The organism is Sciscionella marina DSM 45152 (genome assembly GCF_000379465.1).
In the GTDB taxonomy this organism is placed as follows: Bacteria; Actinomycetota; Actinomycetes; order Mycobacteriales; family Pseudonocardiaceae; genus Sciscionella; species Sciscionella marina.
Genome location: NZ_KB905380.1, coordinates 916,581 through 929,537, shown reverse-complemented (window position 1 = coordinate 929,537; position 12,957 = coordinate 916,581). Strand labels below are relative to the sequence as shown.

Below are 12,957 nucleotides of genomic sequence, written 5' to 3'. Positions count from 1 at the left end.
AGCGAATAGTGAAACATGTTCTAGTAATTGCGGCAAGGAGAAGGAGGGCGCATGCGCTTCGGATTGCAACTCGGGTACTGGTCGGCGGCTCCGCCCGAAGGCGTCGGCGCGCTCGTCGACGCGGCGGAGGCGAACGGGTTCGACGCGGTGTTCACCGCCGAATCCTGGGGTTCGGACGCCTTCGGGCCACTGGCCTGGTGGGGCGCGCGCACCTCCCGGCTGCAACTGGGCACCGCCATCGCACAGCTGTCCGCGCGTACCCCGGCGGCGACCGCGATGCACGCACTGACCCTGGACCACCTCTCCGGTGGCCGGTTCGTGCTCGGTCTCGGCGTCTCCGGCCCGCAGGTCGTGGAGGGCTGGTACGGGCAGTCCTTCGCCCGGCCACTGGCCAGGACCAGGGAATACCTCTCGATCATCCGCAAGGTGCTCGCCCGTGAGGGGCCGGTGACCTCGGAGGGGCCGCACTATCCGCTGCCGCTGCCGGATTCCCGGCTCGGCAAACCGCTCAAGCCGATCACCCATCCGCTGCGCGCCGAGTTGCCGATCTGGCTCGGCGCCGAGGGGCCGCGCAATGTCACGCTCGCCGGGGAGATCGCCGACGGCTGGATGCCGGTCTACTACTCACCGCGGATGGCCGGGATGTACAACGACTGGCTCGCCGACGGGTTCCGCGCCTCGGGCCGCAATCGCACCGGGTTCACCATCGCGGCCAACGCTCCGGTTTCGATCACCGACAAGCCGGAGCAGGTGTACGCCGGGCTCAAACCGATCTTCGCGCTCTACATCGGCGGAATGGGTGCCAAGGAGCGGAATTTCCACGCGGAGTTGTTCACCAGGATGGGATACGGCACCGCGGTCGAGGAGATCGGCAAACGCTTTCTCTCCGGGGAACGCGAGGCAGCGGTGGAGGCGGTCCCGGATGAGCTGATCGCCGAGGTCTCCATCGTGGGGAGCCGGGCGCAGGTGCTCGCCGAACTGGACCGCTGGGCCGATGCGGGAGTGGACATGGTGCTCGCCGGTGCGCGCTCGGTCGCGGAGGTCGAACTGCTCGGCACTCTTGCCAGTACGTAGAACACGTTCTACTTTGGGCGGGTGGAGACAGCGAATGCGGGACTGTGGAACATCGCCTCGGCGACTCCGGACGCCGAGGCCGTCATCGAGGCGGACGGGCGCACCACCAGCTACGGCGAACTGACCGAGACCGCGAACGCCTACGCGCTGGGCCTCGCCGAGCTCGGTTTCGAGGTCGGCGACGTCGTGGTGGTGATGCTGCCGAACGATATGCGGGCACTGGCCCTGTACTTCGCCGCGGTGCAGAGCGGCTACTACATCGTGATGGCGAACTGGCATCTGGCCGGTCCCGAGGTGGAGTACATCCTCCGGGACAGCGAGGCGAAGGCGTTCATCGCGCACGAGCGGTTCGCCGAGACCGCGCGGGCCGCCGCGGACGGGGCCGGGATCACCGCGCGGTACGCCGTCGGGGAGATACCGGGCTTCGCGCCGCTGGACTCGCTCGGTGGCGGGCGCACCACGCGCCGCCCGGAACCGCGCACCGCCGGTTCCCCGATGCTCTACACCTCGGGCACCACGGGCAATCCCAAGGGGGTGCGCCGCCCGCTCACCGGGGCCGATCCGGACGCGGTTCCGGTGGCCTCGAGCGGATTCTTCGCCCTGTTCGGCATCCAGCCCTTCGACGATCACGTGCACCTGTGCGGCTCGCCGCTTTACCACACCGCGGTGCTGAACTTCGCGAGCATCTCGCTGCAGCTCGGGCATCCGGTGGTGCTGATGGACCGCTGGGATCCGGAGCGGATGCTCGCGCTCATCGAGGCGCACCGGGTCACGCACAGCCACATGGTGCCCACCCAGTTCCACCGGCTGTTGGCGCTGCCCAAGGAGGTGCGCGACCGCTACGATGTGTCCTCGCTGCGCGCCATGATCCACGGCGCCGCGCCGTGCCCGAACGAGACCAAGCGCGCGATGCTCGACTGGTGGGGTCCGGTGATCATCGAGTACTACGCGGCGACCGAGGGCGGCGGAACCCTGATCACCTCGCCGGAATGGTTGCGCAAGCCCGGATCGGTCGGCACGGCCTGGCCGTATTCGGAGGTCGCGATCTTCGACGAGGACGGCAACCGGCTCGAGGCGGGGGAGACCGGGACCGTGTACCTGAAGATGGGCGGATCCAGCTTCAAGTACCACAACGCCCCGGACAAGACCGAGAAGGCGCGCATCGGCGAGATGTTCACCATGGGCGACATCGGCTATCTCGACGAGGACGGCTATCTGTTCCTGCTGGACCGCAAGAACAACATGATCATCTCCGGCGGAGTGAACATCTATCCGGCCGAGATCGAGAACGCGCTCATCGGGCATCCCGAGGTCGCCGATGTCGCCGTGTTCGGTATTCCCAACCCGGACTGGGGCGAGGAAGTCAAGGCGGTCGTGCAACCGGTCGGAGAATCCGGCGACCGGGAACGGCTCGCCGAGGACCTGCTCGCCTACGCCGCCGGGCGGCTGGCCAAATTCAAGCTCCCGCGCAGCATCGACTTCCTCGCCGAGCTGCCGCGCGACCCGAACGGCAAGCTGTACAAGCGAAAGCTGAGCGAGCCCTACTGGGAGGACGCCGCCAAGGCCTGATCACTGCGCGGTCCAGCCGCCGTCCACGGCCAGCAGTGCCCCGGTGACGAAACCCGCGGCGGGGGCGGCGAGGAAGGCCACCGCCTCCGCGACCTCGCGGGGCTCACCGATACGGCCGAGGGGATGCGCGGGGCCGAAACTCGCGAGCATCTCCCGGCCGTTCTCGACGACACCGTCCATGATGTCGGTGTCGATGACCCCGGGAAGCACGGCGTTGCTGCGGATTCCGTGTGCCCCGCCCTCGATCGCGAGCACCCGCGCCAGCTGCACGAGCGCACCCTTGGATGCGGCATACGCGGTCTGGGTCTCGAATGCGACCAGCGCCGAGACCGAGGCGACGGACACGATCGAACCGCCGCCGGTGTCCCGCATGACCCGGAACGCCTCGCGGGCCTGGACGAAGTTGCCCTGCGCGTTGACCCGCATGATCCGGTCGAAATCGGCGAGGCTGGTCTCGGTGACGGGTTTGTTCAGGGTCTGTCCCGCGTTGTTGACCAGGATGTCCAGTCCGCCGAAGCGTTCGACCGCGAGCGCCATCGTGTCCCGGGCGGTGTGCTCCGCGGCGACATCGCCGACCAGTGCCGCGACATCCGCGGTTTCCTGTTCCCGCACGGAATCGGCGCGGTCGGTGACGACGAGCTTGGCGCCGCGGGCGGCGAGCAGACGGGCGCAGGCGTGCCCGATCCCGCGGGCCGCACCGGTGACGACCGCGACTTTGCCGGTGAGATCAAGGGATTCGAAAGCGGTGGGTGGCATGCTTGCTGTCCTTTCCGGCAGTGGTGGTCAGCGCCCCTGCGCCGGCCGGATGACGATTTCGCTGACGTCGACCTCGGCGGGCTGGGCCAGCGCGTAGCCGATCGCCCCGGCGACCGATTCCGGTGCGATGGCGTGCTCGCGGTAGGTCCGCATGAACTCGGCCGCGCCCGGATCGCTGATCGAGTCCGCGAGCTCGGACGTGACGACCCCCGGTGAGATCGTGGTGACCCGGATACCCGGATCGCTTTCCAGGCGCAGCCCCTCGGTGATCGCGCGCTCGGCGAACTTGGTGCCGCAGTACACCGCGGCCGTCGGGCTGACCTGATGCGCGCCGAGCGAGGCCACGGTGACCAGGTGCCCGGAGCCTTGCCGGTGGAAGTGCGGCAGTACCGCGTCGATGCCGTGCAGCAGGCCAAGGATGTTGACGTCGATCATCCGGTCCCATTCGGCCACGAGACCCGCGTCCAGCCGGGAAAGCGGCATCACCCCGGCATTGGCCACGAAGGCGTCGACCCGGCCGTGTTCGGCGACCGTGGTCTCGACGAGCTCGGTGACCGCGCGGTGTTCGCTGACATCCACGGTCGCCGCGGTGGCCGAACCGCCGCGGGAACGGATGTCCGCGACCAGTCCGGCGAGCCGGTCGGACCGGCGGGCCGCGGCGACGACCTGCCAGCCCTCGGTGGCGAGATGGCGCGCGGTCGCGGCACCGATGCCGCTGCTCGCGCCGGTGACGATGACGGTTCTGGGCATGTGGCTCTCCTCGGAGGCGTTGCCGGTGTCGCCGACAACGGTGCCGAGAATTCGCAATCCCGGGCAGGCCGCGGTCATCCTGGGTGTGCCACACCCCCGGGCCGGTGCGCGCCCCTGGACTCGGGGGACGGAGGAGAGGGCGCTCGGTGAGTTCCTACGGGCCCGCCGCGACCAGGTCACCCCGGAGCAGGTGGGGCTGCCGGACACGCGCAGGCGGCGGGTGGCCAGGCTGCGCCGTGCGGAGGTCGCCACGCTGTCCGGGCTGTGCATGGACTACGACATCCGGCTCGAACAGGGCCGCGAACGGCCTCCCTCGACGCAGGTGCTGATCGCGATCGCCGATGCGCTGCGGCTGGACGAGGACGCGCACCAGCACCTGTTCCGGATCGCCGGATTCACCCCGGCACTGCGTACCGCGGCGCCGGACAGTCCCACGCTGCTGCTCGGCAGGACCTACGATGTGCTGGCCCCGCAACCGGCTCGGCGCCGCGCTGTGGCTGCCGTTCAGGTACTCGGACAACCTGCTGCTCACGTGTTCCTGGACGACGCGGCACCCGCGTTCTACCGCGACTGGCGCGCCGCCGCGGTGAACACCGTGGCCGGGTTCCGCGCGGCCGCCGGTGCGGCACCGGACGATCCGCGGGTGGCCGAGCTCGTGCGGCACGTGCGCGCGACCAGCCCGCGATTCGTCGAGCTGTGGGAGCGCAACGCGGCCCGCGGTAAGAACGCCGAGGTCAAGACATTCGTGCATCCGGAGGTGGGCGAGCTGACCCTGCGGATGCAGACCTTCGACGTCCGCTCCTCGCCACTCCCGGTGAGCGGTTATTTCCCCTTGCTCCTATTCCCCCTTGAACTGCGGCTTGCGCTTCTCCGCGAAGGCGCGCGGGCCTTCCTTGGCGTCCGCCGAGGCGAACACCGAGAGGCCGAGCTTGGTCTCGATCGGGAAGGCGTCGTTCTCCGCGAGGCCTTCGGTCTCTCGCATGGTGCGCAGCACCGCTTGCACCGCGACCGGGCCGTTCTCTGCGATCCGCTTGGCCACCTCCATCGCGGTGGACAGCGCCTCGCCGTCCTCGACCACCTGCCCGATCAGGCCGATCCGCTGCGCCTCTTCGGCTTGAACATGGCGCCCGGTGAGCAGGAGGTCGGCCGCGACGGTGTAGGGGATCTGGCGCGGCAGCCGCACCGCCGATCCGCCGAGCGGGAACAGGCCCCAGCGCACCTCGGAGACGCCGAACTTCGCGCTGCGGCCCGCGATGCGGATATCGGTGGCCTGCAGGATCTCGGTACCGCCCGCGATGGCCGGCCCCTCGACGGCGGCGATCAGCGGTTTGCTCAGCCTGCGCCCCTTGAGCAGGGATTCGATCGTGGTCGGGTCGAATCCGCCGCTGGAGAAGGATTCCGAGGGGTGACTCGCGGTCATCGCCTTGAGGTCGGCACCCGCGCAGAAGTAACCACCCGTGCCGGTGAGCACGCAGCAGCGGATCGCCGGATCCTCATCCACGCGCCGCCACGCCTCGGTCATGATCCGGGTCATCTCCGGGCTGAGCGCATTGCGTGCTTCCGGGCGATTCAGCGTGACGACGAGGACGCCGTCCTCCTCGGTGACGAGACAATGCGGTTCGGTCATTGGGGGCAGATCCTTCCGATTGAACGGGAACACCGGCATCCGGGCTATTGCTCAAAACGATAACATGTTCTAGTTTCTTCGGTATGGCAATCACCATCGCGGATCTGGTCGAGCACGCGGTGGACGCGTGCGGTGAGCGCACAGCCGTCCTGTGCGGTGATCGTTCGGTCACCTATGCGGAACTGGAACAACGGACCAACCGGCTCGCGCACCACATGCAGGCGAATGGGGTGACGGCCGGTAGTCACGTCGGGGTTTACGGCAGAAATTCGATCGAACTCATCGAGGCGATGATCGCCGCGTACAAATTGCGCGCGGTCGCTATCAACATCAATTACCGGTATGTCGAGAACGAACTGCGTTATCTCGCGGACAATGCCGACCTGTGTGCGCTGGTCTACGACCGCGCGCTGTCCGGGACCGTCGCCTCGGTCGTCCCGGGCCTGCCGAAGCTGCGCCACCAGATCGTGATCGAGGACGGCTCGGACGCTGCGACCGAGGCGATCTCCTACGACGCGGCCCTCGAACAGGGTTCGCCGGAGCGGGATTTCGGCCCGCGCAGCCCGGACGATCACTACATTCTCTACACCGGTGGCACCACCGGAATGCCGAAGGGCGTGGTGTGGCGCCAGGAGGACATCTGGCGCGCGCTCGGTGGTGGTGTCGAGGTGTACACCGGGCGGCGGCTGCCCGATGAGTGGGAGCAGTCGCGGACCGGCGCGGAGAATCCGCCGCTGGTGACCCTCCCGATCCCGCCGCTGATCCACGGGGCGACCCAATGGGCGAGCCTGCGCGCGCTGTTCTCCGGCGGCGCGGTGGTCATGCTCCCGGACTTCTCCGGGCACGCGGTGTGGGAACTGGTGCAGCGGCACAAGGTGAACGTGCTGCTCATCTCCGGGGACGCGATGGGAAGGCCGATGATCGAGGCGGTGAACGAGCGCGAGTACGACATCTCCTCGGTCGTCGCGATCGCCTCGAGTGCCGCGCTGTTCTCCGCCTCGGTGAAGAACCAGTTCCTGGAGAAGCTGCCGAACGCCGTGCTCACCGATTCGATCGGTTCCTCGGAGACCGGGTTCACCGGGCTCTCGATCGCTCAGCGCGACGGGGTGTCCACCGTGGGGCCGCGGGTGATCGCGGACGAGGATGCCGTGGTGATCGACGACGACGGGAACCCGGTGGCCAAGGGCGAAACCGGGCGGCTCGCGCGGCGCAACTACGTCCCGATCGGCTACTACAAGGACGAGAAGAAGTCCGCCGAGGTGTTCGTGACCATCGGTGGCGAGCGGTACACGGTGCCCGGTGACTTCGCCTGCCTCGAGGAGGACGGCACGATCACCCTGCTCGGGCGCGGAAGCACCTGTGTGAACACGGCGGGGGAGAAGGTGTACCCGGAGGAAGTGGAGTCCGCGCTCAAGGCGCACCCGGCGGTGTTCGACACGCTGGTGATCGGGATCGTCGACGAGCGGCTCGGCCAGCGGGTGGCCGCGGTGATCGCCGCCCGGCAGGGTGACCGTCCGGGGCTGACCGAGCTCAACGAGTTCCTGCGGGAGCGCATCGCCGGATACAAGGTACCGCGCAGTGTGTGGTTCGCCGATTCGATCCGGCGCACTCCGAGCGGGAAACCCGATTACGCGTGGGCGAAGGAATTCGCCGCGGGCCGCGAACCCGACGACAGCGTGGCCGTCACCGCAGGGAAGGTCTGAGTATGAGTTCCCCGAAGACGACGAGCGCGGGAGCATCGCAGCGAGCGCCGGCGAGCGAGGAGTGGACCGGGCGAGGAGGCGAAGCATGAGTTCTCTGTGTGAGCGGTTCGGTATCGAGCACCCGATCTTCGCGTTCACCCCCTCCGAACATGTCGCCGCCGCGGTCTCCCGCGCCGGTGGTCTGGGCATGCTCGGCTGCGTGCGGTTCAACGATGCCGAGGAACTCGACCGGGTACTCGACTGGATGGACGAGAACACCGAGGGCAAGCCCTACGGTGTGGACATCGTGATGCCCGCCAAGATCCCCACCGAGGGCGGGGAAGTGGACCTCGAGGCGATGATTCCCGCCGAGCACAAGGAATTCGTGGACCGGACCCTGCGTGATCTCGGGGTGCCCGCCCTTCCGGAAGGGGACCGCAATTCCGGGGTGCTGGGCTGGCTGCACTCGGTGGCACGCTCGCACGTGGATGTGGCGCTCGGGCATCCGGTGAAGCTCGTGGCCAATGCGCTGGGTTCGCCGCCGGACGATGTGATCGCGCGGGTGCACGAGGCCGGGGTTCCGGTAGCCGCGCTCGCCGGGAAGGCCGAGCACGCCCGCCGCCATGTCGAGCGTGGCGTGGATGTCATTGTGGCGCAAGGACATGAGGCCGGTGGGCACACCGGGGAGATCGCCACCATGGTGCTCGTCCCCGAGGTGGTGGACGCCGTGGGCAGCGAGGTTCCGGTGCTCGCCGCGGGCGGAATCGGTTCGGGGCGTCAGCTTGCTGCCGCGCTCGCCTTGGGCGCGGACGGGGCGTGGATGGGTTCCTACTGGCTGACCACCGCCGAGAATCAGCTCAGCGGCGGAGGGCAGTCGGCCGTGCAGCGTGCCTTGCTCGCGGCCAGTTCCTCGGACACCGTGCGTTCCCGGATCTACACCGGCAAGCCCGCGCGGTTGCTGCGCACCAGGTGGACCGATGCCTGGCAGGCTTCGGGTGCCCCGGAACCGCTGCCCATGCCGCTGCAGAATCTGCTCGTCAGCGAGGCACACCAGCGGATGTCGGCCGCCGAGGACCCGAGCGCGGTCGCGATGCCGGTCGGCCAGATCGTAGGGCGGATGAACGAGATCCGCCCGGTGGCCGAGCTGATGGACGAGCTCGTGGAGCAGGCGCGCAGCACGATCGGGAACCTCGGCAAGCGGTTCGACTGACGCGGCGATGTCCGATCGCGAGGATCACCGGATCGGCACGCCTTCGGGTGCGCTCGCCGCGTGGTGTTATCGGCCGTGCGGGCGCGGGTCGGGGCACTGTGTGGTCATGGCGAACGGGCTCGCCCTGTGCCGCGAGCATGGCCTTCCCCGGTTCGCGGAGGCCTTCGCCGCGGCCGGGCATACCGTCCTGCTGTTCGATTTCGGCTGTCTCGGCGCGAGCGAGGGGACCCCGCGACAGTTGGTCGATCCGCGCCGTCAGCGCGCCGATTACGCCCGTGTGCTCGCCCATGCGGCCGCGCTTCCCGGTGTGCGGCGGCTCGTGGCCTGGGGTTACTCCTACAGTGGGCGGCACGTGCTGGAACTCGCGGCGCGGCGCGGTGATCTCGCCGCCGTGCTGGCCACCGCGCCGATGGCCTCGATGCTGGCCACCACCCGGGGCCAGCCGCCGGCCAATCTGCTGCGGCTCGCCGTCGCCGGGATGCGGGACGCCTACCGTTCGCCGGTCACCGTGCCCGCGGTTGCCGAGCACGGGGTCGCGGTCGTCCGTTCTCCCGGTGCCCTCGCCGGGTTCCGGGCCCTGACCGGGGAAGCCGTCTGGCGCAACGAGCTCGCCGCCCGGTTCACCGTGCGCAGCTGGCCGCTCCTGTTCCCGGTGCGCGCGCACCGGATCACCGTGCCCGCGTTTCTCGCCGCGGCCGAACGGGACACGATCGCCCCGGCCGTAGCCGTGCGCAGGCTCGCCGCGCGCATTCCCGGTGCACGGGTGCGTGGTTATCCGGACGACCATTTCGCGGTCCTGAACCGTACCGATCTGCTCACCGATCAGCTGGAGTTCCTCGACGCGGTGGCCCGGAGTCCGGATCGGTAGCCGGGTGGGGTGAATTCGGGTGGCCCGTTGTGGATGTGGGCTTGTCATCCGGTGTGGTGGATCAGGCGGTGCTCCCTGCACAAATTGATCCTGCTGCGGGGCGGCGGGTTGTGGGCTGCGAAGTCTCGGCGCCGGGTGCGCCATCACTCGCCGATCTGCTGAAAGAAGCCTCGCACATAAGGATCTTCGAGGGCGTGTATCTCCGCGGGCGTCCCGATCGTGATGATGCGGCCCTCGCGCATGACCGCGATCCGGTCGGCGACCCCGGTTTCGGTCAGCAGCAGGACGTCGTGGGTGATGGTCAGCACCGCGGGCCCGGAGTCGGCGTAGGCGCGAAGATTGGCCCACACCCGGTAGGCGGTGCCCATATCGAGCGATGCGCTGGGCTCGTCCACGATGAGCAGTTCGGGCCCGGGCAGCAGGGCAGCCGCCAGCGCGGCACGCTGGATCTGACCACCGGAATGCTGCTGCGGATACAGCTCGAGCAGTTCCAGCGGATACAGCGCCGCCGCGCAGGCGTCCTCGACACACATCCCGCGCCCCGGCCGCTGACGTTCGCGCAGCTGCGCGCCGACGGTCCGCTGCGCCCCGAACGCCGTGACCCCGAACTGCGGCACCAGGCCGACGGTTTCCTCCCGGAGCCGCCGCCACTGTCGCGGATCGCGCACGGCCACGCCGCCGAGGTACACGTCCCCGGTGCTGTGCGCGGTCGCGGGAAGCGAGCCCGTCAGCGCGGCGGCGAGCATGGACTTGCCGCACCCGGATTCCCCGAGCAGCGCGGTGATCCGGCCCGCGGGAACCTCGAGACGCACCGAGTCCAGGACCGTCTCGCTCCACCGGCCGGTGTCGACGTGCACGGTCAGCCCGTGCAGCTCAGCGGTGGTCACGCCGCCGAACCTACCGGGCGTGGTAACTGCCGTTCTCCCGTACCCACACCGGGTCGCCTGTCGCGATACCCTGCTCGGTCAGTTCCCGTTTGCGCACCTTGAAGGTCGCGGTGCGGGGCAGCTCGGAGCAGATGCGCACGAACCGGGGCAGCTGCTTGGGGCCGAGATCGCGTTGTCCGGCGATCCACTCGCTGAATTCGCGCGGATCGGGACCGGTGCGCGGGCGGGGCACGATCGCGGCCATCACCTGGTCGCCGACGGTCTCGTCGGGCACGGCGTACACGGCGACCTCGGCGGCGCATTCCCATTCGCCGATGGCACGCTCGATGGGTGCGGTGCCGAGGTTTTCCCCGTCCACGCGCAGCCAGTCCCCGGTGCGCCCGACGAAGTAGCAGAACCCCCGCGCGTCCCGGTAGACGAGGTCTCCGGTGTGGTAGCAGCCTTCGACGAGGCGTTCCCCCTCGGCGGAGTCGTCCTTGTAGTAGCCGGTGAACATGCCCGCGCCCGCGGTGTTGACCAGTTCGCCGATCGCCTCGCGGGGATTCGCCAGCTGCCCTTCGGCGTCGAATTCGGCCACCGGGCAGGATTCTCCGGTCTCGGGGTGCCGGATGTCGAGATTCTCGGTGAGCGGGCCGAGTGCGGAGTCGGGCGTTTCCGGGGTGCGGGAGATCGCGACCCCGCCCTCGGTGGAACCGTAGGCGTCGATCACGGTGCAGCCGAACCGTTCGGCGAATTCCCTGACGTGCGCCGGATTTCCCTCGTTGCCGTACACGATCCGCAGCGGGTTCTCCGGGTCACCGGAGGCGCGCGGGGTGGCGAGCACATAGGACAGCGGGCGCCCGACGTAGTTGGCGTAGCTCGCGCCGAAGAACCGGACGTCGGGCAGGAATCCGGAAGCGGAGAATCGCTTGCGCAGGGCGAGATTCGCGCCCGCGGCCAGCGCCACCGACCAGCAGGCCAGGATGGCGTTGGAGTGGAACATCGGCATCGCCCCGTAGAGCGTGTCGCCGCGCCCGAGCCCGAACCGCCGCGCGAGCATGAGCCCCGGATCGGCGATCTTGCCGTGCGTGCAGCACACCGCCTTCGGTTCCCCGCTGGTGCCGGAGGTGAAGATCAGCATGAGCAGGTCCTCGGGCGAGGCCGGCCGGATCTCGGCGGGTTCGGCCGCGCGGACCCGGCTGGACCAGGATTCGCCGTCCAGTTCGAGCACCGGAACGGGGCTGTCCTCGAGCAGTGCCACGTGTTCGGCGTCGGTGAGCACCGCGGCGCAGTCGGTCTTCCGGATGTCGGCGGCGAGCGCTTCGCCACGCCGGGTGGGATTGAGCCCGACGAGCACCATCCCGCCGAGCGCGGCACCGGCGAGCAGCGCGGAGAACTCGATGCCGTTCGCGGCGAGCACCCCGATGTGCGGTGGCCGGTCCCGCCGGCACAGCCCCTGCAGCGCGGTCACCCTGCGGCGGGCATCGAGCAGGTGCTCGGCCCAGGTCCGGAACTCGTCGCGGGTACGGATCCCGGTGCCGTGTTCCTCGGCGAGACCGGAGAGCAGCTCGGTGACCGTGGTCATCGAGCGAGCAGCCCGCCGAGCTCGACGAGGGTTTCCCGCGCCGCTCCGATCGTGAACTCGTTACGCTTGGCCGCGAGGAAGAACCGGTGCAGCGCGTTGTCCATGTCCAGTCCGGCCCCGCCGTGCACGTGCACCGCGGCGTGCGCGACCCGGTGCCCGGCCTCAGCGGCGTGATAGCGCACGGTGGCCAGATCGGCCGCGGTACCGGATGTCACCGCCTGCCACAGGGTCAGCCGCAGTGCCTCGATATCGATGTAGCAGTCCGCGAGCCGGTGGCTGACCGCCTGGAAACTGCCGATCGGGCGGCCGAACTGCTCGCGGGTACGCGCGTACTCCGCAGTGAGTTCGAGCGCGCGCTCGAGCACACCGAGCTGATGCGCACAGCGGCCGAGGGCGAGCCGGTCCCGTATCCGTCCCGGTGCGCAGTCCAACCGAGTTCCGGTCAGCCCGCTGAATTCCAGCCGCGCCGCGCTGCGCCCGTCCACGAGCTCCTGCACGGTCAGTTCGGTGTCCGCGACGGGCACACGCCACGCGGTGTCCGTGCCGAGCAGCAGCACCTGCTCGGCGGCCGCGGCATAGGGCACCAGGCTCGCCGATCCGGTCAGCGCGGAGCCTTCCGTGGACAGCTCGGTTTCCGTTGCCACGGTGGAGATCCCGGCCTCGAACGCGGTGCCGAAGGCGGTCGCGGCCACCACCGTCTCCAGCAACGGAACCGGGGCGAGCGCGCGGCCGAGCTCGATCTGCACCGCGGCGAGTTCGAGCGCACCGAGCCCGTCCCCGCCCAATTCCTCGGGGAGCAGCGCGGCGACCACCCCGGACCCGATGAGCTTGCGCCAGAGCGCGTCGTCGAAGCGGTGCTTGAATCCGTCCACCTCGGCGAGGCGGGCCGGGTTCACGTTGTCGTCCAGGATCGCGCGCGCCAGTCCCGCGATCTCGGTCATCGTCTCGGTGTAGGCGAAATCGACCACTG

The 12,957-nt window shown here is 69.5% G+C and carries 11 protein-coding genes and 1 pseudogene; 6 read left to right on the top strand and 6 right to left on the bottom strand.

Features of this window, described 5'->3' with window-relative positions; translation table 11 throughout:
• Nucleotides 1-51 precede the first annotated feature (51 nt).
• The gene (locus tag A37U_RS0104530) at nt 52-1,074 is read left to right on the top strand and encodes an LLM class F420-dependent oxidoreductase (RefSeq protein ID WP_020495427.1); all 1,023 of its coding nucleotides are present in this window, start codon (nt 52-54) and stop codon (nt 1,072-1,074) included.
• Nucleotides 1,075-1,095: 21 nt separating this feature from the next.
• Entirely contained in the window at nt 1,096-2,643 is a 1,548-nt protein-coding gene (locus A37U_RS0104525) for an acyl-CoA synthetase (RefSeq protein WP_020495426.1), read from the top strand.
• Here the strand turns inward: A37U_RS0104525 and A37U_RS0104520 are convergent, their stop codons facing one another.
• Both A37U_RS0104520 and A37U_RS0104515 read right to left on the bottom strand, forming a co-directional pair.
• Nucleotides 2,644-3,399, bottom strand: coding sequence for an SDR family NAD(P)-dependent oxidoreductase (locus A37U_RS0104520; protein ID WP_020495425.1), 756 nt, complete (start codon nt 3,397-3,399; stop codon nt 2,644-2,646).
• Between the two features lie 27 nt (nt 3,400-3,426).
• A complete protein-coding gene (locus A37U_RS0104515) occupies nt 3,427-4,149 on the bottom strand; it encodes an SDR family oxidoreductase (protein WP_026196868.1) in 723 nt (240 codons plus the stop codon).
• Between A37U_RS0104515 and A37U_RS54765 the strand changes: the two are divergent.
• Nucleotides 4,109-4,945, top strand: a pseudogene (locus A37U_RS54765) (helix-turn-helix transcriptional regulator); the annotation flags it as partial. The gene A37U_RS0104515 and the pseudogene A37U_RS54765 sit on opposite strands and share 41 nt — an antisense overlap.
• 42 nt (nt 4,946-4,987) lie before the next feature.
• Here the strand turns inward: A37U_RS54765 and A37U_RS0104500 are convergent.
• Nucleotides 4,988-5,776 (bottom strand): crotonase/enoyl-CoA hydratase family protein, encoded by a 789-nt coding sequence (locus tag A37U_RS0104500; RefSeq protein ID WP_020495421.1) that lies wholly within the window; start codon nt 5,774-5,776, stop codon nt 4,988-4,990.
• Between the two features lie 83 nt (nt 5,777-5,859).
• On the opposite strand from A37U_RS0104500, the gene A37U_RS0104495 reads away from it, so the two are divergent.
• The 3 genes from A37U_RS0104495 (at nt 5,860) to A37U_RS0104485 (ending at nt 9,536) form a co-directional block, all read left to right on the top strand.
• Nucleotides 5,860-7,479 carry an acyl-CoA synthetase gene (locus tag A37U_RS0104495; protein ID WP_020495420.1) on the top strand — a complete coding sequence of 540 codons (1,620 nt, stop codon included), beginning with the start codon at nt 5,860-5,862 and terminating at the stop codon, nt 7,477-7,479.
• Nucleotides 7,480-7,564: 85 nt separating this feature from the next.
• Nucleotides 7,565-8,668 (top strand): NAD(P)H-dependent flavin oxidoreductase, encoded by a 1,104-nt coding sequence (locus tag A37U_RS0104490; RefSeq protein ID WP_020495419.1) that lies wholly within the window; start codon nt 7,565-7,567, stop codon nt 8,666-8,668.
• 7 nt (nt 8,669-8,675) lie between these two features.
• On the top strand, nt 8,676-9,536 hold the full coding sequence (locus A37U_RS0104485) for an alpha/beta hydrolase (protein ID WP_020495418.1): 861 nt from the start codon (nt 8,676-8,678) through the stop codon (nt 9,534-9,536).
• A 143-nt stretch (nt 9,537-9,679) separates the two neighbouring features.
• Here the strand turns inward: A37U_RS0104485 and A37U_RS0104480 are convergent, their stop codons facing one another.
• From A37U_RS0104480 to A37U_RS0104470, 3 genes are read right to left on the bottom strand one after another with little or no spacing between them, the layout of a single operon-like run.
• Entirely contained in the window at nt 9,680-10,423 is a 744-nt protein-coding gene (locus A37U_RS0104480) for an ATP-binding cassette domain-containing protein (protein WP_020495417.1), read from the bottom strand.
• A gap of 10 nt (nt 10,424-10,433) precedes the next feature.
• Nucleotides 10,434-11,987, bottom strand: a complete 1,554-nt coding sequence (locus tag A37U_RS0104475) for an AMP-binding protein (protein ID WP_020495416.1) — start codon at nt 11,985-11,987, stop codon at nt 10,434-10,436.
• On the bottom strand, nt 11,984-12,955 hold the full coding sequence (locus tag A37U_RS0104470; protein ID WP_020495415.1) for an acyl-CoA dehydrogenase family protein: 972 nt from the start codon (nt 12,953-12,955) through the stop codon (nt 11,984-11,986). The genes A37U_RS0104475 and A37U_RS0104470 overlap by 4 nt, the downstream gene beginning before the upstream one ends.
• Between the last annotated feature and the right edge of the window lie 2 nt (nt 12,956-12,957).

Coding starts and splice junctions, on each gene's coding strand:
- A37U_RS0104530 (WP_020495427.1), top strand. CDS start 52: ATGCGCTTCGGATTGCAACTCGGGTACTGGTCGGCGGCTCCGCCCGAA.
- A37U_RS0104520 (WP_020495425.1), bottom strand. CDS start 3,399: ATGCCACCCACCGCTTTCGAATCCCTTGATCTCACCGGCAAAGTCGCG.
- A37U_RS0104515 (WP_026196868.1), bottom strand. CDS start 4,149: ATGCCCAGAACCGTCATCGTCACCGGCGCGAGCAGCGGCATCGGTGCC.
- A37U_RS0104500 (WP_020495421.1), bottom strand. CDS start 5,776: ATGACCGAACCGCATTGTCTCGTCACCGAGGAGGACGGCGTCCTCGTC.
- A37U_RS0104495 (WP_020495420.1), top strand. CDS start 5,860: ATGGCAATCACCATCGCGGATCTGGTCGAGCACGCGGTGGACGCGTGC.
- A37U_RS0104490 (WP_020495419.1), top strand. CDS start 7,565: ATGAGTTCTCTGTGTGAGCGGTTCGGTATCGAGCACCCGATCTTCGCG.
- A37U_RS0104485 (WP_020495418.1), top strand. CDS start 8,676: ATGTCCGATCGCGAGGATCACCGGATCGGCACGCCTTCGGGTGCGCTC.
- A37U_RS0104475 (WP_020495416.1), bottom strand. CDS start 11,987: ATGACCACGGTCACCGAGCTGCTCTCCGGTCTCGCCGAGGAACACGGC.